Source organism: Bacillus sp. LSHTCR4, from assembly GCF_057197025.1.
In genome coordinates this window covers 1-24,559 of the sequence record NZ_JBXUNO010000008.1, presented here as the reverse complement: position 1 = coordinate 24,559, position 24,559 = coordinate 1, and the positions used below count along the sequence as shown (strand labels likewise).

Below are 24,559 nucleotides of genomic sequence, written 5' to 3'. Positions count from 1 at the left end.
AAAATTTTAAATATGATATAAATAACAACAACTCATTTCAGGAGGTCATTATGAAAGCAATTATTTGCACAAAGTATGGGCCACCTAACGTTCTTCAGCTTCAAACTATAGAGAAACCTATACCTAAAAAGAACGAAGTATTAGTCAAGATTCACGCAACGAGTGTAACGACTGGAGATTGTAGAATACGTGGGTTTAATAGCCCTCTCTTATTTTGGATTCCTATGCGAATCATATTAGGTTTTAGAAAACCGAGAAAGCCTATACTCGGTGTAGAGTTATCCGGCGAAATCGAAGAAATAGGAACAGATGTAACTCAATTTAAAAAAGGAGATCAAATTTTTGCATTAACAGAGCTTAATGTCGGTGGTTATGCAGAATATACATGTGTACATGAAAGTGGATTAGTAGCATTAAAACCTACCAATGTAACGTATGAGGAAGCAGCAGTTATTCCCTTTGGCGCGACTTCGGCACTACACTTCCTAAGAAAGGCCCGTATAAAAAGGGGGCAACAAGTACTAATATATGGCGCATCTGGATCAGTAGGAACAGCTGCCGTACAACTTGCTAAATATTTCGGCGCAACCGTTACAGCTGTTTGTAGTCATTCAAATTTTGAACTCGTGCAATCTTTAGGAGCTGACAAAGTAATCGATTATACGAAACAAGATTTTACTAAACGGGGGGAAGACTATGATGTTATATTTGATGCAGTTGGAAAATATAAAAAATCCCTTTGTAAACAAGTATTAACACCTAATGGAATATATGTATCTGTTAATGGAATGATGGCAAAAGTAAGTAAAGAAGATATGTTTCTACTAAAAAAACTAACTGAAACAGAAAATTTAAAGCCTGTTATTGATAGAACTTACCGGTTAGAAGAGATTGCTGAAGCCCATATGTATGTAGAAAACGGGCATAAAAAAGGGAATGTTTCAATTACCTTAAAATAAAATATATAAGGATTAAAAAAGAAGGTATCTCACCAGGGCGAGATACCTTCTTTTTATCTTTTAAATCCACCTTCTGAGTGAATAACTTGCCCTGTAATCCACTCTGCTTCTTCACTTACTAAAAACTTAATGAGCCTCGCTGCATCCTTTGGTTCACCAATTCTTCCAAAAGGAAACATCGGCTTTAATCCCTGCTTTATCTCTTCAGTCATCCATCCTGTACTAGTTGGACCTGGGTTAATTGCATTCACTGTTATTCCTAAATGAGCTACCTCAGCTGACAACGTACTAGTAAGAGCATCAATAGCTCCCTTCGTTGTTGCATACGCTAGTTCCCCCGCCATAGGACCTTGGAATTGTCCCGACGTCATATTCACAATTCTACCACCAGATTTCTTATCAAATCCTCGGGCAAATTGACTACTTAACAATGTAGTCGCACGAATATTTACCATATAATGCTTATCCAGCTCTTCAGCAGTCAAATTAGAGAAATCATTATTCTTAGAATACGCTGCATTATTAATTAATATATGAGGGTAGCCTAGTTGTTCAGTAACTTTATTTATAAGCTCTTTCGGTGCATCATTCTGAGTTAAATCTAACTCCATACTTGATACCTTCACACCGTTTTTTAGTAATTCTTCTTTTAATTGTATTTGTTCACTTTGATCAACGCCCCAAGGCATCTCTTTATCGTAAGCTGTCCAATATGTAAAAAATATATCGTATCCTGCTTCAGCTAATTCTTTACAAGTCGCTGCACCTATACCATCTAGACGACTTACACCTGTAATAACTGCTACTCTATCTTTTAATTGATTCATCATATACTCCTCCAATTTTAAAGGACGCATATTTCCTATAAGAGATATAAATTTCCCCACATAAGTATCCACTCTTACAAAAGGGATGTACAAGCCAAATATGCAGTCCTTGAATGATTTACAGATAGCTAAATAAACCCTCACTTATGAGAGAAAAATTCATCTATCTAATTTCTAATCATTACAAGTTCATCCACATATTCAGTCCTTGTCTCCTTTCCATATATCTCTATTTCTATCATACCAATATAATGTAATATTTCAAATGATTTAAAAATACAAACCAATATTCCATTCCAAACTTCTATCGATTTTATTACATTATAATATTTAAATAATGGAAATAATCAGAAAAAACACTGGTAAATATTGACTAGTCTTCTTATAATAAAATGTGGGGCTAATGTGAGAGTTTAGTTTTAAACAAATAGGGGGAAGAAACATGTCAAAAAAATTACTTTCTTTATTTTCTGCAGTAATCGTAGCAGCTTTTGTAATAACCGGCTGTGGTCAAAGCGATACGACAAATAAAGAACAAAAAGAGAATGCAACAAAAGAAAGCAAAACGGAAAAAACGGATACAACGAAAGAAAATAAACCTGAAGATAGAAAATCCGAAAACAAGAAAACTGAAGATAAAAAGACGGAAAATAACGCTACTAGCTCCAGCGATTACTCGAAACTTATTTCCTATATGGAAAAAGAAACAGGTGGTAAAACAAAGGTTCTTTTTGAAAATAAGGAACCACAAGTTTATAAAGCTGAAGATGTTTCAGTATCAATGAACAGTTATACATTAGTTGAATTAAATGGATTCCATACGGACTTTAACATTCCATTTAACCGTCAAACAGAGGGCGGAGTCATTCTTGTGAACTATAGCGTAAAAAATAGTTCAGCTAAAGATATTTATTATATGCCAGCATTGGACATATCATTTACTGGTGCTCAGAAAGTATATAGTAACTATAAAGACTTAATTCCAAAAGAAGATCAGCTACCAACTAAGCTTGCTCCAACGAATGATTACTTAGTAAAAGCCGGAGAAACCATTTCTGGTTATATCGCGTATCCATTCGGAAAAGATGATCTAGCGAAAATTTCAAGTCTCTCAACAGTCTCAGTCACAGTCCCAACTGCACAAGCTAATAAAGGAAAATTCGATGCTCCAATCGGAAGCCCTGGAAGCTTTTCATTAAGTTTAAATAAACAAGGTGCTGAGAAGGTTGCAACAGATAAAACTTTCTACCAAGATAAAGCTACGGCTAATAACATGGGCGATAAAAAAATGTTAAAAGAGAAATCAAGTATTAATAGCAGCCAAGAATTAGGTGCTGTTCATGTTACATTAGACGGATACCAATTTACTCAATTCACACCAAATTCCGTCGAAGCTCCACGCTTTGCAAATTTCAAAAATGGTATTGTTCTATTAACAGTGAAATTCAAGCTTGATAACAAAGATACTCAAGACGTTTCACTATCTCCTATAAGCTCTACATTAAGAGTGAATGATGGTACACAATATACGATTAATGAAGGTATGCTACTAAATTACGACTATAACGCTGCAGTCAAAACGGGAACATCTGGAGAGTTACTACAAGTATTTATTTTAGATCAAGAGCAGTATGAAAAAATTTGGAAAGACAAAAGCTTTGAGATTGAGCTAGGACCTATGAGAAATAAAGAAGCTAAAGATATTTCACAAGGTAAAAAAGCTAAATTTACATTACCTAAATAAATTACTAAATATATAATAGAAAAGGCATATAACATATGATTGTTATATGCCTTTTCTATTTGTATCAAGAACAAAACTTTCATTTAAGTGTATACATTTATGATTACCTATCCGTTGTATAAGTATAGGGAGGAAAAATGATGGGAAAAGAAAATATATTGACCTCCTATCTTATCAATTTAGGGGAGGAAGTGTTCAAACTATTACTAGCGAAAGGGGCTATAAAAGAAGACGCAGAAGACATCATCCAAAATACTTTCTATAAAGTATATACATTGCTAGATGACCTAACAGAGAATAACATACGTCCATGGTTTTTTAGGGTTGCATTAAACGAATACATTGACTTGAAAAGAAAAAAAGAGCAGCAAAACATCTATTTAACTGAAGAGATTTATTCAAAACTACAATATACAGACCGAGAATTAGATGCTGTTTTAAATAAAGATGAGATTTTCTATCTATTAAAAGATATAAAACTAGAATACAAAGAAGCCTTCTTTTTAAAGTATTATTACGATTTTACATATGAAGAAATCTCACTAATACTAGATATTCGAGTAAACAGCGTTAAACAAAAGTTACATCGCGCACGTAAAACAATTCATTCTACAGTAGGAGGAAAACCTTAATGGATACTTCTTTAAAAGATGCATTAAAAAAAGCGAAAAGGAAACAGTTACTTAAAATCATCATTACTTCTATTATCGTTGTAATCATGCTAATTCCTATAATGTACAAGGTGGGCAATTACTTCGCAGCGAAAAGCTCTACGAAGCTTCATGAACATCTCTTTTTACATAACGCAATTGCAGAACCGAATGTGCAAATTGATTCTCAAGTAACGAGTAATTCTTCTATGTTTGGCGGCAATATCGTATCTAATCGCTCTAAAAACATTAACGGTTACGTAGTACGATGGAATACACTGACAAGCTCTTACGATTGGTTTCGCTCTAATATCGATTACAACGAGTTAATACCAGGATCCTATTGGTCTAGTTCTAGTAAAGAGGCTTATAATTATGATAAACAAACGAAAAATAAAGTTGCTACATTTTATAATCCAGCCATCAAAGAATATCATAATGGAGTCAAAAATGAATTAAGTGCCGTTTCAACAATGGAAAACTATGTAGCAGAAGTCGCTATCTCTTTCAATCAGCCTTATACATTAAAAGAAATTCGAACAAAAATACCAGATAACTTAAATATCGTATGGCTATACATGGTCTCACCTATTAAATATGAAAACAGAGGTCCTTCTGGTATGCCAGTTTACGGATTTGATCCAGAAAAAGAACCTGAAGAAGCGTACAAAAGATTCTTTGATTCCCTTAAACAATACGATGACGATGAATATGACGAAGATATCCAGAAGTTTTTAAAGGCAAACAAGGACAAACCATTCGATCAAGTGAAAATTTTAGGTGTTATGCTAACAGGAAAAACCGAAAACTTTAAGGTATTAGAAAACCAAGACTTTATTCGCGGTGCCTCTGTAGGAGTGACTGCGCAAGTTGTTCCTTATATAAAACCAGAGAAATAATAAGGAACCCCCATATGAACTTAAAAAGTATACATGAACCTGTTTACTACGGGAGCTATCCGCTACAATAGATAGCTCCTACCTCTCATTTATTGCTTAATTTCCAAAAATAAACTTCACAATATTTTATGTACAATTTTATAAATAAAAATCATAAATTTGTTCACATTATATCCATTGTGAATTTTTTCACAATGGATATATAATAAACTTGTAAATACAATATTGGAGGGATTTCAATGGTTATCAATTTTTTAAGAACTGATAAACGTGCTACTTTCATATTATTATTTTTACGACTTTACATAGGGTATACATGGCTCGCTGCTGGAATAGGCAAAGTCTTTGGACAATCTTTTGACGCAAGTGGTTTTCTAAAGGGCGCTATTGCTCAAGCATCAGGTGACCATCCTGCAGTGCAAAGTTGGTGGGCAGATTTTCTTCAACATTTTGTCCTTCCAAACGCAGACCTATTTAGCTTTTTAGTTCAATGGGGAGAAATTTTAGTAGGTCTAGGTTTAATTTTAGGCGGATTAACAAAAACAGCTGCATTTTTCGGAATCATAATGAATCTTTCATTTTTATTAAGCGGAACTGTTAGTGTAAATCCAAACCTGCTTATTTTGACTATGTTCATTTTAGTTGCAGGACAGAATGCTGGACGCATTGGATTAGATGGCTATGTTTTCCCAAAACTTTTCCGTAAAAACAACCACGGAACATATAAATTAAGTAAAACTGCGTAGTAACGGTTTACTCTTAAAATATAAATAAGAAAAAGAGCCTGCGTATAGGCTCTTTTTTATTTACTCCAAATTTAAACTCTTAACGAGCCACGAAAACCTCTGGCAGCATAATAAGAGTCTGCTCCATTGTGGTACACGAAAACATGTCCGAAGCGATAATCGCAAAATAGCGCACCACCGAGTTCTCTAATATCTGAAGGTGTTTGTACCCAGCTTGATGATTTCATATCAAAATCTCCAAGTTGTTGTAACTCTCGATATTGTTCTTCAGTTAATAGTTCAATACCCATAGCGGCTGCCACATCAATAGCGTTATTTTCTGGTTTATGCTTCTTTCTTGATTCTAACGCTTCAAGGTCATAACAAAGGCTTCTACGACCTTTAGGACTCTCCTTTGAACAATCATAGAAAGTATACTCGTCCTTCTCTTTGTCATATCCAACAACATCCGGCTCACCGCCTGTTACTTCCATTTCATTAAGTGACCATAATTTTTCAGCATTAGCTTCTATCTTCGCTTCAACTTTAGCCCATTCAAGACCTTCATGGCGGTTCATGTTTTTCTCAAAACGAGCTTGTAATACTTTTATTAGTTCTTCACGTTGTTCTACAGATAACTCATTTTTATTCGCTGTCATATTTGTCCTCCGAATTACGTTTCTTTATACTCACTTAAATCTCTTCAATAATAGTTTAGTTTACAACAAATTATATAATTTGTTGTATCTCTTTTCCAACAATCTGACCCGATTACCCAACGGAAAATCCCTACGCGGATATCTATTATATAGTTCTAAAATCTTTCATACTTTCCCCAAGTATATAGTGTGAAAACCACATCAAATTCTGCTTCATAATAGCTACATTCATTCCTGGCTGATCAGGACTATATGCCATTCCTTTAAATATCATTAATTCTGTATCAACTTCCATATCTCTTAATCCTTGATGTAGCTCATATGCATTTGTAATTGGTATTCTTGCATCCTTTTCGCCATGTTGGATTAAGGTAGGCGTACAGGCTGATTTAATATATGTCATTGGTGATGTTTTCCTATATATATCTGGATCATTCCATGGAGTATTTCCTAAATGCATTCTAATAAAATAAGGGATATCTGTATTTACATAATGGGTAATCCAGTTCGTAATTCCGCCCCCAACTGAAATCGCTTTAAATCTATTACTAAATGTAGAACAAAACGCTGATATATATCCTCCATTACTCCATCCCATTACTCCTACTCTCTCTTTGTCTACCATCCCTTTTTCAACTAGTTCATCCACTCCAGATATAACATCATCGTAATCAGCAATTCCTTGTTTTCTATAGTTCGCTTTTAAAAATTCATTACCATAACCAGAACTTCCTCTATAGTTTGGCTCTAAAACGATACAGCCTTTTTCAACAAACTGTTCAATCGGATATTTCTCATTGAAGCAGTCTGAAAATATCGGAAAAGATGCCCAAGCCGGACCTCCGTGAATTACTACTAATAAAGGATATTTTTTATTTGAGTCAAACTCTACTGGTCTTGATAAAACACCCTCTATTTTAAGACCATCACTACTTTGCCATGAGATGATTTCCCTGTTGCTTTTAAGCTTCCCTTCGAAAAAGCTATTTTCATTCGTTATTTTTTTATCATCCAAATAAATTTCAAAAGTTTCATTTGTTATAGCCTTATTATAGGTTATATGATTGCCATCTCTTGTTATAGAGGCATCCATTATAAATCCATCTACTTTTTCGCTTAATGTTTCTACAGTGCCACCTTCAGCTAGCACACCAATAAGGTAATTCGTCTTATCCTGCCATCGAATTAAAATTCCTTTAGCTGTCCACTGTAATGGCATAACTGTACTATCAAAGTTTGTTAGAGGCTGAAGTACCTCTCCCGTATTCATATCATATATCTCTAATGTACTCTCTTGTATATGGTTTCTATAATACTCCTTCTCTCTTATGCTTGCTGAGTAACATATTTTGCTGCCCTCAGGAGAAAAGCAAACGCTCCCGCCCAACAACCTATCTACATTCATCTTTTGCAGTTCCTCAGCTTCAACATCTAATATATATAGATCACCATTCATATAATCGTTTAGGCTTGGTGTAGCCATACATACAACTTTTTTCCCATCATTTGAAATATCAAAGTCATGGATATAAAAATCCTTACCATCAGTTAATTGATAAACACCGTTAATCTCTCGTTCCTCTTTATCATTTTGTATCACTTTTTCTATTTCAATGTAGCATAAACAATTATTTTGATGTTCCTTACCTACATGTTGAAAATCTCCATATAGCTCCTTACGTTTCTTTATTTCCTCACATTCTTTTGACTGTGTAATATAATAAAAACCTTTACCAGTATGATCCCATTTGAATGTACTGATCCCTTCTTCCTCATCAGTAATTTGCACCCCACCATAACCATCTAATGACTTAACGAAGATTTGATTTTTCCCATTACCACCAGGGCTAAGGTATGCAATATCCCTAGAATTTGGAGACCATAACGGGCATGTACTATCTATATCCCCATTTGTTAATGGATAACTTTGCCCTTTACCTTTTTCATATATCCATACATGATTTCTATATGTATTGTCTTTCCAGTTAGCTGTCCTCTTAACAAATGCTACATTTTTGCCATCATCACTTATGTTTGTACTTGATACGGCCGGTAATGAAATAACCTCTTCTATACTTAAATATGTTTTTTCACTCACTTTCATCCATATGCCCCCTTGTAATGTCCATAAATCTCTCGTCCCTTTTTGTCATAATAAAGGAAATTGTTCACGGCTACTTAAAATAGTAACGGAAAATTCAGATAAATAAAAGTGAAGTTGATAAAGTAAAACTTTAATCTATAGAGTTCTATCCACTCAAATTAAAGATTATGTGGTTTTCATCTAAATGGGAAAAATAAACGCATTTTGATTCATACATTCGTTTAAAGCGAACTTCCATCAGTGGGAGTCTTATAGCCTACGAATTGTGGAATAAAAAATGGACTAAGAATTTAATCTTAGTCCATTTTTTATTTTATATCCATTTTGTATGGAATGTACCTTCTTTATCTACTCGTTTATACGTATGCGCTCCAAAATAATCGCGCTGCGCTTGCAACAAGTTTGCAGGTAGTTTGGCAGTACGATAGCTGTCATAATAAGAAATTGCTGCTGAAAATGCAGGTATCGGAATGCCCTGTTGTACCGCCATTGAGATAATTTGGCGTAATCCACCTTGATATGACTCTACAATTTCTTTAAAGTATGGATCAAGTAAAAGGTTCGGTAGGTCAGTGTTAGTCTCATAAGCCTCTTTAATGTTCTGTAAAAAGGCAGCACGGATAATACATCCGCCTCTCCAAAGCATAGAAATGCTGCCAAAATCAAGGTTCCAATCATATTCCTCAGAAGCTGCCTTCAATTGCGTGAATCCTTGTGCATAAGAACAAATTTTACTCATATATAAAGCTTGGCGCACCGCTTCAATTAATTCGGCTTTTTCAACTCCAATTGCCGTTTTATCTTTAGGGCCAGATAAAACTTTGCTTGCGTTCACACGCTCTTCTTTTAAAGCAGAAATACAACGTGCAAATACAGATTCCGTGATAATAGGCAGAGAGATACCTAAATCAAGTGCGCTTTGACTTGTCCATTTCCCTGTACCCTTTTGTCCTGCAGTATCAAGAATAACATCCACTAATGGCTTACCAGTTTCTTCATCTTTCTTCTTGAAAATATCGGCTGTAATCTCAATTAGATAGCTGTTCAGTTCACCTTTATTCCATTCAGCAAATATTTCATGGAACTCTTCTGCAGTCAAATCTAGTGTTTGTTTCAAGAAGAAATATGCTTCACAAATTAATTGCATATCTCCATACTCAATACCATTGTGAACCATCTTTACATAGTGTCCTGCCCCATTAGGTCCGATATAAGAACAGCAAGGCTCGTTATTCACTTTTGCAGAGATGTTTTCAAGCATATCCTTTACTTTTTCGTATGCATCCTTCTGTCCGCCTGGCATAATAGATGGTCCCTTCAATGCACCCTCTTCGCCGCCTGACACACCTGCCCCGATGAAATTGATTCCTTCTTCGGCAAGACGTTTGTTTCGGCGAATTGTATCGACAAAGTATGTATTACCACCGTCAATTAAAATATCACCTTTATCGAGGTGAGGGACTAGAGAATCAATCGCTTTATCTGTAATTTCCCCCGCATTAACCATTAATAAAATCTTTCTAGGTGATTCAAGTGAGTTAACAAACTCTTCAACTATATGAGTACCAACTAAGTTTTTACCACGGTTTTCCTCAATGGTTTCATCAACTTTTTGCTTTGAAATATCATATAGGGCAACAGAATACCCTTTGCTCTCAAAGTTAAGTGCGAGGCTTTTTCCCATAACGCCCACACCAACAACTCCAATTTGTAACTTTTCCATATTCTATCGTTCCTTTCCATGTATGTTACTCTGTATTATAGTATATATACCTAAAATAATACTTTAATCAAATAATCCAACTTTTTCATTTCAATAGGCTCTGCCAGTATTCGTGCAAAAGGTTAAAGGGACACGGCACATCACTATCAAGTTAAAAAATAAAGAGAAATTTTCATCCTTATTAATCAATCATGAAAAATAACTGGTTAATTATGAAAAATCACATTAAGCAGCTTCCGTATCCCTTTTACTGTTTAGAAAGATCTATACAAATAAACTTAATAATAAAGTAAACCCTAATCCGGCTACAGAAACGATAGTCTCAAGTAAAGTCCATGTTGCAAATGTTTCTTTCATGCTTAAACCAAAGTACTCTTTGAACATCCAGAAACCAGCATCGTTCACGTGTGAAGCAATTAAACTACCAGCCCCTGTTGCAAGGACAACTAAAGCAAGGTTAACATCAGATTGGCCTAACATCGGAATCACTAAACCGACAGTTGTTAATGCAGCAACCGTAGCAGACCCCAATGAAATACGTAAGATGGCAGCGATAATCCATGCGAGCAAGATCGGTGATAATGAAGTTCCTTTGAATAATTCGGCTACATAGTTACCAACGCCGCCATCAATTAATACTTGTTTGAAAGCGCCGCCTCCACCAATAATTAAGAGCATCATCCCAATATTCGAGATCGCTGTTGTACAAGATTCCATCACGTTTTTGATTGGAATATTTCTTGCCAATCCCATTGTATAGATCGCAACTAGTAAGGATATCAACATGGCAGTATCCGCATTCCCAATAAACTCAATCGTTGCTAGTAAACTATTATCTTTGAATCCCATTGTTTTTTGCAACAAAGTAATAATTGTAGCGACTGCCATTAAAAGAACAGGCAGTAAAGCGGTAAAAACACTGATTCCAAAACCAGGAGTTTCTTCAAGTTTAAATACTTTCTGCTCACCTAATGATTGGATATTACCGGTTTTTGTGAACGCCTCAGGTACTAGTTTTTTTGCAAGTTTAGTAAATACAGGTCCAGCTAACACAACCGTTGGAACCGCTATCATAAAACCGTAAAGTAATACTTCACCGATGTTTGCATGCAATTCACCAGCGATAGCAGTTGGTCCTGGGTGTGGTGGTAAAAATCCGTGTGTTACAGATAAAGCAGCTGCCATCGAAATACCGAGATATAAGATAGAAACTTTTAATTCTCTTGAAATTGCAAATACAATCGGAATTAATAATACTAATCCTACTTCAAAAAATAATGCAATCCCGATAATAAATGAGGCAGTCACAACAGCCCATTGAATGTTCTTTTCACCAAATTTTTTCACAAGGGTCATGGCAATGCGTTGTGCACCCCCAGAATCTGAAAGCAACTTACCTAACATCGCACCAAGTCCAAAAACGAGTGCTAAGTGCCCAAGTGTTCCGCCTAATCCCGCTTCAATGGTTTTAAAAATCTTTTCTGGTGGCATTCCAAGTGCTAACGCAACCCCGACGGATACAATGATTAATGAAATAAAGGTATTTAATTTAAAGCGCATAATCAGTAAAAGTAATGCTAAAATCCCAATTGCTACAATGACTAATGGCATCGTAGTTCCCCCCTAATCTTAGCTGTATTTGTATTGATCCCGCTATTCGTGGGCAGTAAGGCCCCCCACCTCGAGATTTAGATAGAAGCGAGGCATGGGGATTACTGATGAAAGTTTTACTTTATTAAATTTCTTTGATAATTTGCAATTCGTGTATAATCGTCTTCTAGCGCCCTTGATAGGTTAATAAATATAGGCAGTAATTGTCTGTATTCTTTTGTTGCTTCTTCTTTCGGTGTATGTTTGTAGGTACTGCCAACCATTTCGGAAACGATTTCAAAAGAATCAATTTTTCCTGTGGCATAGAGACCTAATATACATGCACCTAGACAAGAGCTTTCGTAGCTCTTTGGAACAACGACTTCAGATGCGAAAATATCGGACATCATCTGTCGCCAAACGTCAGACCTTGCGAAGCCGCCTGTTGCTTGAATACGAGTTACAGGACCATCCATGCATTCTGTTAATGCTAAAAATACAGTGTATAAATTATATATAACGCCTTCTAAAGCTGCACGAATCATATGTTCCTTCTTATGTGACATCGTTAAACCGAAGAAGGAGCCACGTACATCTGGATTCCATAATGGTGCACGTTCCCCTGCGAGGTATGGATGGAATAATAATCCGTCTGCACCAGGTCTCACGCGTTCAGCTATTTTAGTTAATACATCGTATGGATCAATTCCTAGTCTTTTCGCAGTTTCTACTTCTGATGAAGCAAGTTCATCACGAATCCAACGAAGGACCATTCCTCCATTGTTTACCGGTCCACCAATTACCCAATGCTTTTCCGTTAAGGCATAACAAAATATTCTTCCTTTTTTATCTGTTTGTGGTTTATCAATGATGGTCCGAATAGCACCACTTGTTCCAATTGTGACAGCAATCTCACCTTTTCGAATTGCATTCACACCTAGATTAGAAAGCACCCCGTCACTAGCACCAATGACAAACGGTGTTTGGGAATCGATACCAATCTTTTGGGCTAAATCTGGATTGCAGTTGCTAAATGTTTGGGTGGTCGGTACGAGTTCAGATAATTGACTTGATGTTATACCAGCAATTTTTAAAGCTTCCTCATCCCAACCTAGTTTTTTTAAGTTCATCATCCCCATGCAAGAGGCGATGGAATGATCAACAACATATTGATCAAAGAATTGTTTGAAGATATATTCTTTGATTCCAATATATTTCTTTGTTCTAATCGCAATTTCCGGATGATCATTCACAATCCATGTAATTTTACTTAATGGTGACATTGGGTGAATAGGTGTTCCTGTTCGTCTATAAACTTCATGGCCATTCAGTTCATCTTTGATTTTATGTGCCCATGCCTCACTGCGATTATCTGCCCAAGTGATACAAGGTGTCAGCGGTTGATCATTTTCATCCATGGCAATGACACTATGCATAGCACTGCTAAATGAAATAAACGATGGGTTTTTATCTGAATGCTGTTTCGTTATATTTGATATTGCTTGTAAAACTGCTTGAAAAATCTCTTCTGGATCTTGTTCCGCTGTGGATATATCCGGTGTGCGAAGTGGATAACCAATATTCTCGGTTTGGATGACTTCGCCTTTTTCAGTGAATAAAACTGCTTTCGTACTTGTTGTACCGATATCTATACCTAACATATAGCTACTCATGTCCTTGCTCAACTCCTTTAGATAACATTTGTTGTGACATCCAGAGGTCTTCGACTTTCCCTTGAACATCATCAAAGTTTTGATGTAAGGCCTCAATCATGAGGGCTCGATCTTTTGATTCAATTGCTTTTATATAAAGCTCATGATTTTTAATAATCCGTTCAAAGTCTTCGTACTTTTCCTTGAAACGAGTACGCATTGATAAAAGGATTAAGCTTTCCATAACAGGCTTTAAATTATTCCAAATCATCAGGATGTAGGAATGCTCAATGGTTCGAATAATCGTTTCATGGAATAAGAGATCTTGATAAGAAAATTCATCAGAATCATGATATTTAATGGCAATTTTCATCATTTCCATTATTTTATTTAGTTCTCTTACTAAATCATTTGTGTCTATCTTTCCAAGTCGCTCAAAAATAAACGTTTCTATAAGTAAACGAACATCATATATTTCTTCGATTTCTTTCTCGGTTAACCCAATGACAACTGCGCCCATTCTTTCTAAACGAATAATATTTTCAGAAGCTAGTAATTTTAATGCTTCACGAACGGGTGACCGACTTACAGAAAAATCGGCAGCTATTTTATTTTCTGACAATATGGTACCGCTTTCAATTACACCTGCAATAATGCGCATTCTCAATTCGCTCGCAACACGATCACCTGTAGAAGCTTTTGAAAGCCATTTTTCAGGATAAAGAAATTCCATTGATTTCGTCATAAACCCACCTCGTGTTAATCAAGTATACTTGTATACAAGTATTATAACTCGGATTTTTAATTATGCAAGCGCTTTTATTGTTTACTTTGGTTCTATTAGAGGAAAGCCCATAATTATTAAGCTCACAAATCAAGTCACCCCAAAACTATTATTGTTGATAAAGAAGATTTAGGGAATGGAAAACTAAACAAGTGGTATGAAAGACAAATAATTATAGAATCTATGTAAAAAGAAGCAGCTACCTTTAAATGGAGAGGTAGCTGCTTTTTTTAGTTGTTCATATTCTGCTAATGCTTTGAAATAAATTTAGACATATAGACAAAATCCTAAATTACGTATTGTCTTGTAACTCCATGAATATCTATTCGCGCTATTGTGTTTATACACTGCTCATTGATAGTTTCCCGATTAATTCTCAATAACATCATGTAACCTCTCAGCAAACTCTTTATGATGCACTGTGTTATAACCCACATGATGTCCTGGAAACTCTGCGAATTCTGTTCCGAGGTGTTCTGCTAAGTTGAATGCGCAATGATAAGGAAAAGATTCTCGTGAAATACTTCCACCGGCTGGAATTACCTGTATCGATGCAGGTTTTAATAGGGACTTTAATGCATCGATATTTAAAGTATAGCTGAGAATTCCCGGGATTTCATACTCAGTGAAATACATCGAATTGCCGAGTAGTCGCTCTGTTAGCATATCCTTCGATGGTTCGGAATTACTATCATCAATATTTGACAATAACTTCATGACCTCACTTTGATGATTCACTTTAAGGTCTTCCATGAAATTTATAGCCTGCTTCAATTCATTTTCAGGTAAAAGTTGTAATAAAACCGGTTCGTGTGGGATTAGTAACTGTACCTGCTCAGGATGACGTATGCACAAATCAAGTCCGATAACAGCACCAGAACTACTTCCGAATACATAAGCCGGTTCTTTGGTCAGATTAGCTAGCAACCGATGAGCATCTTCGCTATGCGTGTGCACATGGTAATCCTCATTTTTATTGACGAGATTGCTACGGGAATGACCACGACGATCGTAAGTAACAACGGTATACCATTTAGCAAGATGGTCGGCGACATTATGGAACTTGTCGGCATCACCACCCCCACCATGAATCAAAAGAAGAATTGGACCCGAGCCACGCACCTCATAATAGATGCTTGCTCCAATTACTTGCAATGTTCCGTTTTTTACTATACTCATTTGTACATTCTTCCTTTCTTTTGTCATCTCCCTTAACATTACATGATTGATGAATGATATAAAATGCAGGAAATAACTAAGAAACAAATTCACCATAAGAAAAAGCAATGTGTGGCTTTAAAATAAAGTTTGATTAAAAATACTGTGTTAAACCGTATTCTATGATGAATAAAAAGAAACCATTTTGAAAAAGTCTAATCAAAATGGTTTCTTATCCAACAGGTTTATGTTTATGTTTTATAAAAAGGTTTGATCATAGCTTATTTACAATTCTTTGATTAAAGAGATAAAGCATCGCACCTTTTTTATAAACGTCTTAACTTTATTTCAAAACTACACTATATTTACTAACCTACTAATCTCCTACTCAACCGTAACAGACTTAGCTAAGTTACGTGGCTTATCAACATCACACTCGCGGTGAAGTGCTGCGTAGTATGAGATAAGTTGTAATGGAATAACGGCTACTAGCGGTGCTAGTGCTTCGTGTACAGCTGGTAATACGAAGCTGTCACCCTCCATTTCTAAGCCTTTCATTGAGATAATACATGGGTTAGCTCCGCGTGCTACTACTTCTTTCACGTTACCACGAATTCCAAGGTTTACGTGTTCTTGTGTAGCAAGTGCGATAACTGGTGTACCGTTTTCGATTAAGGCGATTGTACCGTGTTTTAATTCTCCTCCAGCAAATCCTTCTGCTTGGATGTAAGAGATTTCTTTTAGCTTTAACGCTCCTTCTAAACCTACGTAGAAGTCTACGCTACGTCCGATGAAGAAACAGTTACGAGTTGTTGCTAAAAATTGTTTTGCTAATGCGTCCATTTCTTCTTTTTGATCACAAAGTTGTACCATTGCATTTGCTACAAGTCCTAATTCGTGTGTTAAATCGAAATCAAGAACTTCACCTTTTGCTTTAGCAATGTCTGCAGCTAAAATTGAAAGTACTGCAAGCTGTGCTGTGTAAGCTTTCGTTGATGCAACTGCGATTTCTGGTCCCGCGTATAACGGAAGTGTATAATCAGCTTCACGAGAAAGCGTAGAACCAGGTACGTTTGTAATTGTTAATGCTTTATGACCCATTTCATTTGTTTGTACAAGTACTGCACGGCTATCAGCTGTTTCACCACTTTGTGAAATGTAAATGAAGAATGGTCTTTCTGTTAATAATGGCATGTTATAAGAGAATTCACTTGCTACATGCACTTCAACTGGCATTTTTGCAAACTTCTCGATAAATTGTTTTCCAACAAGACCTGCATGATAACTTGTTCCACATGCAATGATGTAAACACGATCACTATCTAAAATCGCATTGCGGATGTCTTGATCTAATTCAATCTCGCCATTTTCATCTTGATACTTTTGAATTATATTACGGATTACAAGTGGTTGCTCATCGATTTCTTTAAGCATGAAATGAGGGTATGTTCCTTTTTCAATATCACTTGCATCTAATTCCGCTGTAAACGGTGCACGTTCAATCGTTTCACCTTGTAAGTTTTTAATTGTAATACTTTCTTTTGTTACAATTACAATTTCTTTATCCATTAATTCAATAAATTGATCTGTAACTTGTAACATCGCCATAGCGTCGCTCGCCACAACATTAAAGTTGTCACCAACACCTACTAATAGCGGGCTTTTGTTTTTAGCAACATAAATCATGTTTGGATTTTCAGCATCAAGTAATCCGATTGCATAAGAGCCATGTAAAAGAGATAGCGTATTACGGAACGCTTCTTCTACACTTAGTCCTGTGCTCACTTGTTGTTCCATAAGCTGTACGATAACCTCTGTATCCGTTTCACTTACGAACGTTACATCTTGTAAATATTCCTTTTTTACTAATTCATAGTTTTCAATAACACCGTTATGAACTAGTGTAAAACGCTTTGATGTACTTTGATGCGGATGCGCGTTTACTTTACTTGGAACACCGTGTGTAGCCCAGCGTGTGTGTCCGATACCTACGCTTGCTGCTACGTTCTCATCTACGATTTCACGAAGTTTTGCGATACGGCCTTTTTCTTTGTATACAACAACACCGTTCTCTGCTTGTACTGCAATACCTGCTGAATCATATCCACGATATTCTAGCTTTTCTAAACCTTTTAATAAAATTTCCTTTGCATCTTGCTCTCCAATAAATCCTACGATTCCACACATGTTTAGTCGCCGTTACAAATGCTTACACTGCTCTGCGAACATGTAACGACATAGTCCGATACCATTTTTATTTATACTAAAAAACGGATTACATATTGCTAGCCCTGTAAGCTTGTAACGGCTTTCACCTTCCTCTCGATTGGGTTTAAGTCCGTATATACTTATACAGCTAGTTTGTATCCGTTCCTTTTCTCTCATCACACTTTTACCTTTGTCCACTAAGTCACCTTAATGATTTAAGTAAAAGCTTGCGGTTGTGATGAACAACCGGGAGTCATCCGCCGAAATCTCGATAAACCCCACCTCGTCAACTACACTACTTGTAGTTCTGGCGCTTCTATAATTTACAATATTTCCTTTGAGAAAAAGAACAAGACCATCTTATAACAAACATGGATCAACCGTCAATGAAATTTTTTTCATCTTCTATAAAACATATGAAAAAGGAGCACTTCTTGTGCTCCTTTTTCAATAAATTCATCAAATTATTCAGCGCCAACTTCCGCTTTCACAACTTCTACAATGCGATGTACATATGCATCACAAACTTCTTGTGTTGGTGCTTCTGCCATTACACGAATAAGTGGTTCTGTTCCAGATGGACGAACAAGAATGCGGCCATCACCGTTCATCTCTTCCTCTACAACACGAATAATTTCTTTAATTTTTTCGTTTTCTAATGCTAGTTTTTTATCTGTTACACGAACGTTTACTAGTAATTGCGGGAATTTTGTCATTTCTCCTGCAAGCTCAGATAATGGTTTTTTCGTCATTTTCATGATATTTACAAGTTGAAGTGCACTTAACATTCCATCACCAGTTGTAATGTAATCAAGTAAGATAATGTGACCTGATTGTTCTCCGCCCAGGTTATATCCCCCGCGTTTCATCTCTTCCATTACGTAGCGGTCACCAACTGCTGTTTTATCACTTGTAATACCGTTAGCTTCAAGTGCTTTGTAGAAACCTAAGTTACTCATAACTGTTGAAACAACCGTATTGTGCTTTAGTTGACCAGTTTCTTTCATGTACTTTGCACAAATAAACATAATTTGATCGCCATCAACGATGTTTCCTTTTTCATCTACAGCGATTAAACGGTCACCATCACCATCGAAAGCAAGACCAATATCAGCACCTTTTTCTTTTACTAATTCAGCTAATACTTCTGGATGTGTAGAACCTACTCCATCGTTAATGTTCATACCGTTTGGTGAAGTTCCCATTGTTGAAATATCAGCTTCTAAATCAGCAAATAAGTACGGAGCTAAAGAAGACGTAGCACCATGCGCACAATCTAAAGCGATATGTAAACCAGAGAAATCTTCCTCTACAGTTTGTTTAATGTATTGTAAATACTTTTGTCCACCTTCAAAATAATCACTCACTTGTCCAAGGTTAGTACCTGTTGGACGTGGTAATTCATCAACTTCTTTGTCTAATAAAGCTTCGATTTCTGCTTCTTGCTCATCTGTTAATTTAAAACCGTCTGAACCGAAGAATTTAATTCCGTTATCTTGTACTGGATTATGAGATGCAGAAATCATAACACCTGCTTGTGCATCTAACGCTTTTGTTAAATAAGCAACACCTGGTGTAGAAATAACACCAAGACGCATTACTTCTGCTCCAGTTGATAATAGACCTGCTACTAAAGCTCCTTCTAACATATGTCCTGATATACGTGTATCACGGCCGATAATTACTTTTGGACGATCTGTATCTTTTGTTAATACATAACCACCAAAACGTCCAATTTTGAACGCTAATTCAGGTGTTAACTCCTGATTCGCAACCCCGCGCACTCCATCTGTACCAAAATATTTACCCATTATGATTCGCTCCTTTTTCTGGCTCTTTTTGATTATCTACTGTTGGCTCTTGGCTAGTTTCTTTATCTTTATTTTGTTCCGGTTCCTTCTCTTTTTCCTTCTCCTTTTCCGGATCAGGCTTAGGTTCAGGTTCAGGATTTTTTGGTTTTTCAGTTTGATTATCTTGATTATTGTTTGAATCTGGTTGTTCACCGTTACCCTGTACTTCTTTATCGGGATTTTCTTTCTTCACAATTGTGACTTTAGCACTTTTTTGTTTTGGCTCTATTGAAATATTACCAGGGCCACTCACTTGAATAGCAACATCCTTCGTACCAGGAGACACATTTTGTAGATTAATCACTGCTGTTATTTGAGCAGCTGTTATTTTATCTACTATACTTGTTTCTCCTGAAATATCAACGCTTATCTTCCCATCTTGCGGCGAAAGTAACTGGGCCGTAACGTCTTTAGAAAGTCCGTTTTTTTGAATTGATATACCATCAATCGTTCTTGTTTTCGTTTGTTTTGTTTTTTGTACGCCTACTGAAACCTTCACTTGATTTGGTTTCGCACTTGTTACACCCTTTGGTAATAAAACAGAGGTATCGAATGTTGTAGATTCTGTCAATTGACTAAGATCTACTTCGACCCCCTCTATCGATTGTATATTATCCAATATATCTTTTGGACCTGCTATCGTTACTTCTCTCGGCTCAACACTAATATTTGTAACGGCCAATCCTTCTGGTAAACTCCCCTTTTTCGTATATGCTATAGGAACAGTTCTTTCAGTATTATTGGCCGTAGCTTGCGTCGCCACATTTAACGTTACACTAATTTTAGATGGACTTGTTCTTACATTTAAACGTTTTCCTTCTTTATTGTATAGTGTAACTTCGGCTGTTTTTGTAACAGTTTTATTAACACCTTTTAAATCAATATACGCTTTAGCAGATGAAATACTTTCGATTTCTTCTTTCGTCCCAACTACCTCAACGGTATCAGGTTTAATGTTTGATTTTTCGAGAGTAGCACCCGCTGACATCTGATCCTCATTTGACAATTTCAAGTCTACATGAACATATTTTCTTGCTTTTTCATGAAGAGTAATTTTAATTGTCGATGGCTGAACTGTTCCTTTCACATCATCTGGAAGCCCGTTCGTTTTCAAAGAAACTTCATAAGTTCCTGTTTCGCTATCTCTCAAATCAACTGGTATATCAAATTGTTTTTTTGCTTTTGCTGTAGCAACTGCTGCTTTTGGACCCTCTAACTTTACCTTAACGCCCTCTGCCGGAATACCACTTACAATATATTTCTCTTCATCATACTTAAGGTTAATATCATAATTAGTTAATGTTTCTTTCGCATCATTTGCAAAAGGCAGTATCCCTGATGTCGTATTTTTTTCAGTTAAAGTTGCTGACATAAAAAGCATACACGCCAATAGTAATGAGATTCCTTTTAAAAACCAATGATTCTCCATTAACTTATCCATGACGCTTTCTCCTCCAATTCCATAAAGACGAAGAAGTCGTTTTTTCGTTCGCACTAAACTCAGCTAACAACATATCTTTCAGTTGTTCTGTCTTCAAATCACGATGCAACTTACCATTTTTCGTTAAAGAAATTTGGCCTGTTTCTTCCGACACAACTACTGTAATACTATCAGTAACTTCGCTAACTCCCATTGCAGCGCGATGCCTAGTTCCTAACTCTTTAGAGATAAATGGACTTTCCGATAACGGAAGATAGCAAGCTGCTGCTTTAATGGTACTTCCTTGCATAATTACTGCTCCATCGTGAAGAGGTGTATTTGGAATGAAAATATTAATGAGTAATTCCGATGATACGTTTGCATTTAGCGGGATACCCGTTTCTACATAATCACCCATACCGGTCTCTTTTGACAAAGTAATTAATGCACCAATTCTACGTTTTCCCATATATTCCGTTGCTTTCGCTATCGCTGTTGCAACCATTTCAGGCTCATCATCCTCATGAGTTCCAGTACGCGAAAATAAACTCCCGCGTCCTAGCTGCTCAAGTGCTCTTCGCAATTCTGGCTGGAAAATAATAATAACGGCTAAAAATCCCCACGTTAATACTTGTTCAGTTAGCCAATACAGCGTTCGCAATTCAAGGAAAATACTGATCATCCGAACGACAATAATAACTGTAATCCCTTTTAAAAGTTGAACAGCTTTCGTCCCTCGGATTATGAGAATTAGCTTATATATAATAAACCATACAACGGCAATATCTAATGCCGTACTAAGATATTTCAAAATGGTCGTATCTTCAAAAGGCATGCTAACCCTTCCTCCTACTTACGAGCAATTCTATCCATATATTGAAATATTGTTTTATGCTCTATCTGTATGTATTTCCAACAACTAGTTAATTATACCATACATGAAACAAACGACAATTACAAACAACCCCCTTTAGTCTAAATTGGTAAGATGTCAAACATTCTTATCGTACAGTATAATATAAATCATTATTATACGCCTATTTTCAAATAAAAAAAGCAACTTCTCAGTTGCTTTTCTTACATTTATTTTAGTTTTTCACCGAATAAAGAACCCATTAAAGCAACCGCTGTTGTTGCCGTTCTATTTCGCTCATCTAAAATCGTATTTACCTCAACAAACTCGGCAGATGTAACAATATCAGCTTCCGCTAACATCTCCATTGCTAAATGACTTTCACGATAAGATAAGCCACCAATTACAGGTGTTCCAACTCCTGGTGCATCATGAGGATCAAGACCATCTAAGTCTAATGATAAATGCACACCATCAGTATGAGATAAATACGCGATTGTTTCTTCCATAACAGCCGTCATACCCATACGATCAATCTCGTGCATTGAAAATACTTTAATACCTTCATTTCGAATAAAGTCTTTTTCTCCTTCATCTAATGCACGTGCACCGATAATTACAACATTCTCTTTTTTCACCTTTGGATATGCCCCGTATAAATCTACAAGCGTCGGATGTCCATACCCCAAACTTGCTGCAAGTGACATACCATGAATATTTCCAGATGGTGAAGTTTCTTCTGTATTTAAATCGCCATGTGCATCATACCAAATAACACCTAAGTTTTTATAATGTTTCGCAACACCAGCTAATGTACCAATAGCGATACTATGATCTCCACCTAATACAAGTGGAAAACGTCCTTCTTCTATAATATGATCCACCTTACTTGCTAATTCGTTACATACAGTTGCAACTTGTGTAAGGTTTCTTAAGCTTGTATTTACATCTACTTCTTTTTCTCTCTCTATACATATATCTCCCATATCTTTAACGTCATATCCAATTTCTTCAATTCTTTCAATTACCCCTGCATAACGGATTGCGCTCGGTCCCATATCAACGCCACGACGCATCTGCCCTAAATCCATTGGAACTCCAATAACTGAGATTTCTTTTTTCATAGATAGTATCCCCCTTCTGTGCCTTCACTAAATATTTTAAATCTTTTATATAGTCTGACTCAACTCGACATTTTTCTGTATGGATATACAAATTATTCACTTATATCCGCTTCAAAATCCAAATGTTAAGACTATTCTATGTATAAAGTTAACTTAATGAAACAACTACCATCATTATTATTAGATAATAATAAAAAACACTCCTGTATTTAGAAGTGTTTTTCTGATGCTATTTTCCACACTGCTGCAATATTCTTTGCTGTCATTTCGATATTCTCTTCTGCTACTTTATATGCCTCCTCTAACGTCATCGGACTTGTTGTAATACTAAATACTGCATCAATTCCTTTTTCATGAACAGCCGAATAATTCGGAGATACCGATCCCCCAATAGCAATGACAGGAATATGAAAATGCTTTGCACGCTCCGCAACACCTACTGGGGCCTTTCCATATGCTGTTTGTTCATCTATTCTCCCTTCGCCAGTTATAATTAAATCTGCACCTTCTATATGCTTATCAAAGTTTGTATAATCTAATACAATTTCAATTCCTCTCCGCAAGTTTCCCTTTAGCACTGCAATAACAGCTGCTCCCATACCTCCTGCAGCTCCTGCACCAGGTATTTTAGATACGTCGCAAGATAGGTATTGTTTAAGGATATGCGCATAATGCTTTAGATTCTCATCCAGCTCTTTCATCATCTCTTCATCCGCACCCTTTTGTCGCCCAAATACGAAAGATGCTCCTCTTATCCCAACTAACGGATTATCTACATCACATGCTGCCTCTATCTTTATATGCTTTAAGCGTGAATCCATTTGTGAAAAATCAATAGAGACAATCGAATGTAACGTTCCACCAGATGGCTCTATTACTTCTCCTTTTCCATTTATAAATCTCACTCCTAAAGCTGACAACATACCCGCTCCTCCATCATTTGTAGCACTTCCTCCAAGTCCTAAAATAATATGCTCAGCTCCTTCGTCTAGCGCATGTAGTATAAGTTCTCCTGTTCCTTTCGTCGTCGTAATAAGTGGGTTTCGTTTTTTAGCCGGAACATGTTGTAAGCCTGATGCTGCTGCCATTTCAATAAACGCTGTCTTTTTATCTTTAGACATACCGTAAAAGGCTTGTACGCTCTCTCTAAGCGGTCCTGTCACACGAAATGATATAATCCTCCCGCTTGTGGCATCAACAAGGGAATCAACCGTTCCTTCACCTCCATCTCCAATTGGTATTTTTACATACTCTGCTTTAGGGAAAATTGCTCCAAAACCTCTTTCAATGGCCTCACATACTTCTATAGCTTTTAAGCTTTCTTTATATGAATCAGATGCAATAACAACTTTCACAATTATCCCCATCCTTTATTTTCACGTTTTCTCCATTTTAAATGAAAAATATGAAAGTTGTCTTTTCAAACACAAAAAAAGCTTACATCATATGATGTAAGCTTTCTCTATTAGATGGAGCCTAGCGGGATCGAACCGCTGACCTCCTGCGTGCAAGGCAGGCGCTCTCCCAGCTGAGCTAAGGCCCCTTAGTAATTAAGCGGAAGACGGGATTCGAACCCGCGACCCCAACCTTGGCAAGGTTGTATTCTACCACTGAACTACTTCCGCAAAAA

Annotated in this window: 20 protein-coding genes and 2 tRNA genes; 5 read left to right on the top strand and 17 right to left on the bottom strand. The window is 36.4% G+C overall.

From position 1 onward, the window contains the following. Positions 1 to 50: 50 nt before the first annotated feature. Positions 51 to 959, top strand: a complete 909-nt coding sequence (locus tag AC2CGR_RS26635; RefSeq protein WP_484481357.1) for an NAD(P)-dependent alcohol dehydrogenase — start codon at positions 51 to 53, stop codon at positions 957 to 959. Between the two features lie 53 nt (positions 960 to 1,012). On the opposite strand, the gene AC2CGR_RS26630 is transcribed toward AC2CGR_RS26635, so the two are convergent. Next, positions 1,013 to 1,789: an SDR family oxidoreductase gene (locus AC2CGR_RS26630; RefSeq protein WP_131101245.1), complete on the bottom strand. Its 777-nt coding sequence runs from the start codon at positions 1,787 to 1,789 to the stop codon at positions 1,013 to 1,015. A gap of 439 nt (positions 1,790 to 2,228) precedes the next feature. Between AC2CGR_RS26630 and AC2CGR_RS26625 the strand changes: the two genes are divergently transcribed. The 4 genes from AC2CGR_RS26625 to AC2CGR_RS26610 all read left to right on the top strand — a co-directional run bounded on the left by AC2CGR_RS26625 (position 2,229) and on the right by AC2CGR_RS26610 (position 5,825). Further along, the gene (locus tag AC2CGR_RS26625; protein ID WP_484481356.1) at positions 2,229 to 3,530 is read left to right on the top strand and encodes a DUF5068 domain-containing protein; all 1,302 of its coding nucleotides are present in this window, start codon (positions 2,229 to 2,231) and stop codon (positions 3,528 to 3,530) included. A 140-nt stretch (positions 3,531 to 3,670) separates the two neighbouring features. Next, positions 3,671 to 4,162 (top strand): RNA polymerase sigma factor, encoded by a 492-nt coding sequence (locus AC2CGR_RS26620; protein WP_087966513.1) that lies wholly within the window; start codon positions 3,671 to 3,673, stop codon positions 4,160 to 4,162. Continuing rightward, on the top strand, positions 4,162 to 5,079 hold the full coding sequence (locus AC2CGR_RS26615) for a sigma factor regulator N-terminal domain-containing protein (RefSeq protein ID WP_087966512.1): 918 nt from the start codon (positions 4,162 to 4,164) through the stop codon (positions 5,077 to 5,079). The genes AC2CGR_RS26620 and AC2CGR_RS26615 overlap by 1 nt, the downstream gene beginning before the upstream one ends. Before the next feature lie 239 nt (positions 5,080 to 5,318). Further along, entirely contained in the window at positions 5,319 to 5,825 is a 507-nt protein-coding gene (locus AC2CGR_RS26610; RefSeq protein ID WP_048553673.1) for a DoxX family membrane protein, read from the top strand. A 71-nt stretch (positions 5,826 to 5,896) separates the two neighbouring features. On the opposite strand, the gene AC2CGR_RS26605 is transcribed toward AC2CGR_RS26610, so the two are convergent. The 16 genes from AC2CGR_RS26605 to AC2CGR_RS26530 form a co-directional block, all read right to left on the bottom strand. Further along, positions 5,897 to 6,463, bottom strand: a complete 567-nt coding sequence (locus tag AC2CGR_RS26605) for a DUF4256 domain-containing protein (RefSeq protein WP_000126341.1) — start codon at positions 6,461 to 6,463, stop codon at positions 5,897 to 5,899. Between the two features lie 145 nt (positions 6,464 to 6,608). After that, positions 6,609 to 8,567, bottom strand: a complete 1,959-nt coding sequence (locus tag AC2CGR_RS26600; RefSeq protein ID WP_087966510.1) for a S9 family peptidase — start codon at positions 8,565 to 8,567, stop codon at positions 6,609 to 6,611. A 313-nt stretch (positions 8,568 to 8,880) separates the two neighbouring features. Then, positions 8,881 to 10,290: an NADP-dependent phosphogluconate dehydrogenase gene (gene gndA, locus AC2CGR_RS26595; protein WP_484481355.1), complete on the bottom strand. Its 1,410-nt coding sequence runs from the start codon at positions 10,288 to 10,290 to the stop codon at positions 8,881 to 8,883. 264 nt (positions 10,291 to 10,554) lie between these two features. After that, the gene (gene gntP, locus AC2CGR_RS26590; RefSeq protein ID WP_001131723.1) at positions 10,555 to 11,901 is read right to left on the bottom strand and encodes a gluconate permease GntP; all 1,347 of its coding nucleotides are present in this window, start codon (positions 11,899 to 11,901) and stop codon (positions 10,555 to 10,557) included. Positions 11,902 to 12,017: 116 nt separating this feature from the next. Further along, a complete protein-coding gene (gntK, locus tag AC2CGR_RS26585; protein ID WP_029439140.1) occupies positions 12,018 to 13,553 on the bottom strand; it encodes a gluconokinase in 1,536 nt (511 codons plus the stop codon). Further along, a complete protein-coding gene (gene gntR / locus AC2CGR_RS26580; RefSeq protein ID WP_000167474.1) occupies positions 13,546 to 14,277 on the bottom strand; it encodes a gluconate operon transcriptional repressor GntR in 732 nt (243 codons plus the stop codon). The genes gntK and gntR overlap by 8 nt, the downstream gene beginning before the upstream one ends. 408 nt (positions 14,278 to 14,685) lie before the next feature. Beyond that, positions 14,686 to 15,495: an alpha/beta fold hydrolase gene (locus AC2CGR_RS26575; RefSeq protein ID WP_087966508.1), complete on the bottom strand. Its 810-nt coding sequence runs from the start codon at positions 15,493 to 15,495 to the stop codon at positions 14,686 to 14,688. A 363-nt stretch (positions 15,496 to 15,858) separates the two neighbouring features. Beyond that, positions 15,859 to 17,661 (bottom strand): glutamine--fructose-6-phosphate transaminase (isomerizing), encoded by a 1,803-nt coding sequence (gene glmS / locus AC2CGR_RS26570; protein ID WP_087966507.1) that lies wholly within the window; start codon positions 17,659 to 17,661, stop codon positions 15,859 to 15,861. A 12-nt stretch (positions 17,662 to 17,673) separates the two neighbouring features. Continuing rightward, on the bottom strand, positions 17,674 to 17,859 hold the full coding sequence (locus AC2CGR_RS26565; protein ID WP_001208183.1) for a hypothetical protein: 186 nt from the start codon (positions 17,857 to 17,859) through the stop codon (positions 17,674 to 17,676). Positions 17,860 to 18,146: 287 nt separating this feature from the next. Next, positions 18,147 to 19,493 carry a phosphoglucosamine mutase gene (gene glmM, locus AC2CGR_RS26560; protein WP_000521482.1) on the bottom strand — a complete coding sequence of 449 codons (1,347 nt, stop codon included), beginning with the start codon at positions 19,491 to 19,493 and terminating at the stop codon, positions 18,147 to 18,149. Beyond that, on the bottom strand, positions 19,486 to 20,973 hold the full coding sequence (locus AC2CGR_RS26555) for a CdaR family protein (protein ID WP_484481354.1): 1,488 nt from the start codon (positions 20,971 to 20,973) through the stop codon (positions 19,486 to 19,488). The genes glmM and AC2CGR_RS26555 overlap by 8 nt, the downstream gene beginning before the upstream one ends. Then, positions 20,966 to 21,787 (bottom strand): diadenylate cyclase CdaA, encoded by an 822-nt coding sequence (cdaA, locus tag AC2CGR_RS26550; protein WP_001115700.1) that lies wholly within the window; start codon positions 21,785 to 21,787, stop codon positions 20,966 to 20,968. The genes AC2CGR_RS26555 and cdaA overlap by 8 nt, the downstream gene beginning before the upstream one ends. A 248-nt stretch (positions 21,788 to 22,035) precedes the next feature. Next, on the bottom strand, positions 22,036 to 22,929 hold the full coding sequence (gene rocF / locus AC2CGR_RS26545; RefSeq protein WP_000711569.1) for an arginase: 894 nt from the start codon (positions 22,927 to 22,929) through the stop codon (positions 22,036 to 22,038). Between the two features lie 209 nt (positions 22,930 to 23,138). Then, a complete protein-coding gene (locus AC2CGR_RS26540) occupies positions 23,139 to 24,284 on the bottom strand; it encodes a glycerate kinase (RefSeq protein ID WP_484481353.1) in 1,146 nt (381 codons plus the stop codon). Between the two features lie 115 nt (positions 24,285 to 24,399). Further along, positions 24,400 to 24,472, bottom strand: a tRNA-Ala gene (locus AC2CGR_RS26535). Between the two features lie 10 nt (positions 24,473 to 24,482). Continuing rightward, positions 24,483 to 24,554: transfer RNA gene (locus AC2CGR_RS26530), tRNA-Gly, on the bottom strand. Positions 24,555 to 24,559 lie beyond the last annotated feature (5 nt).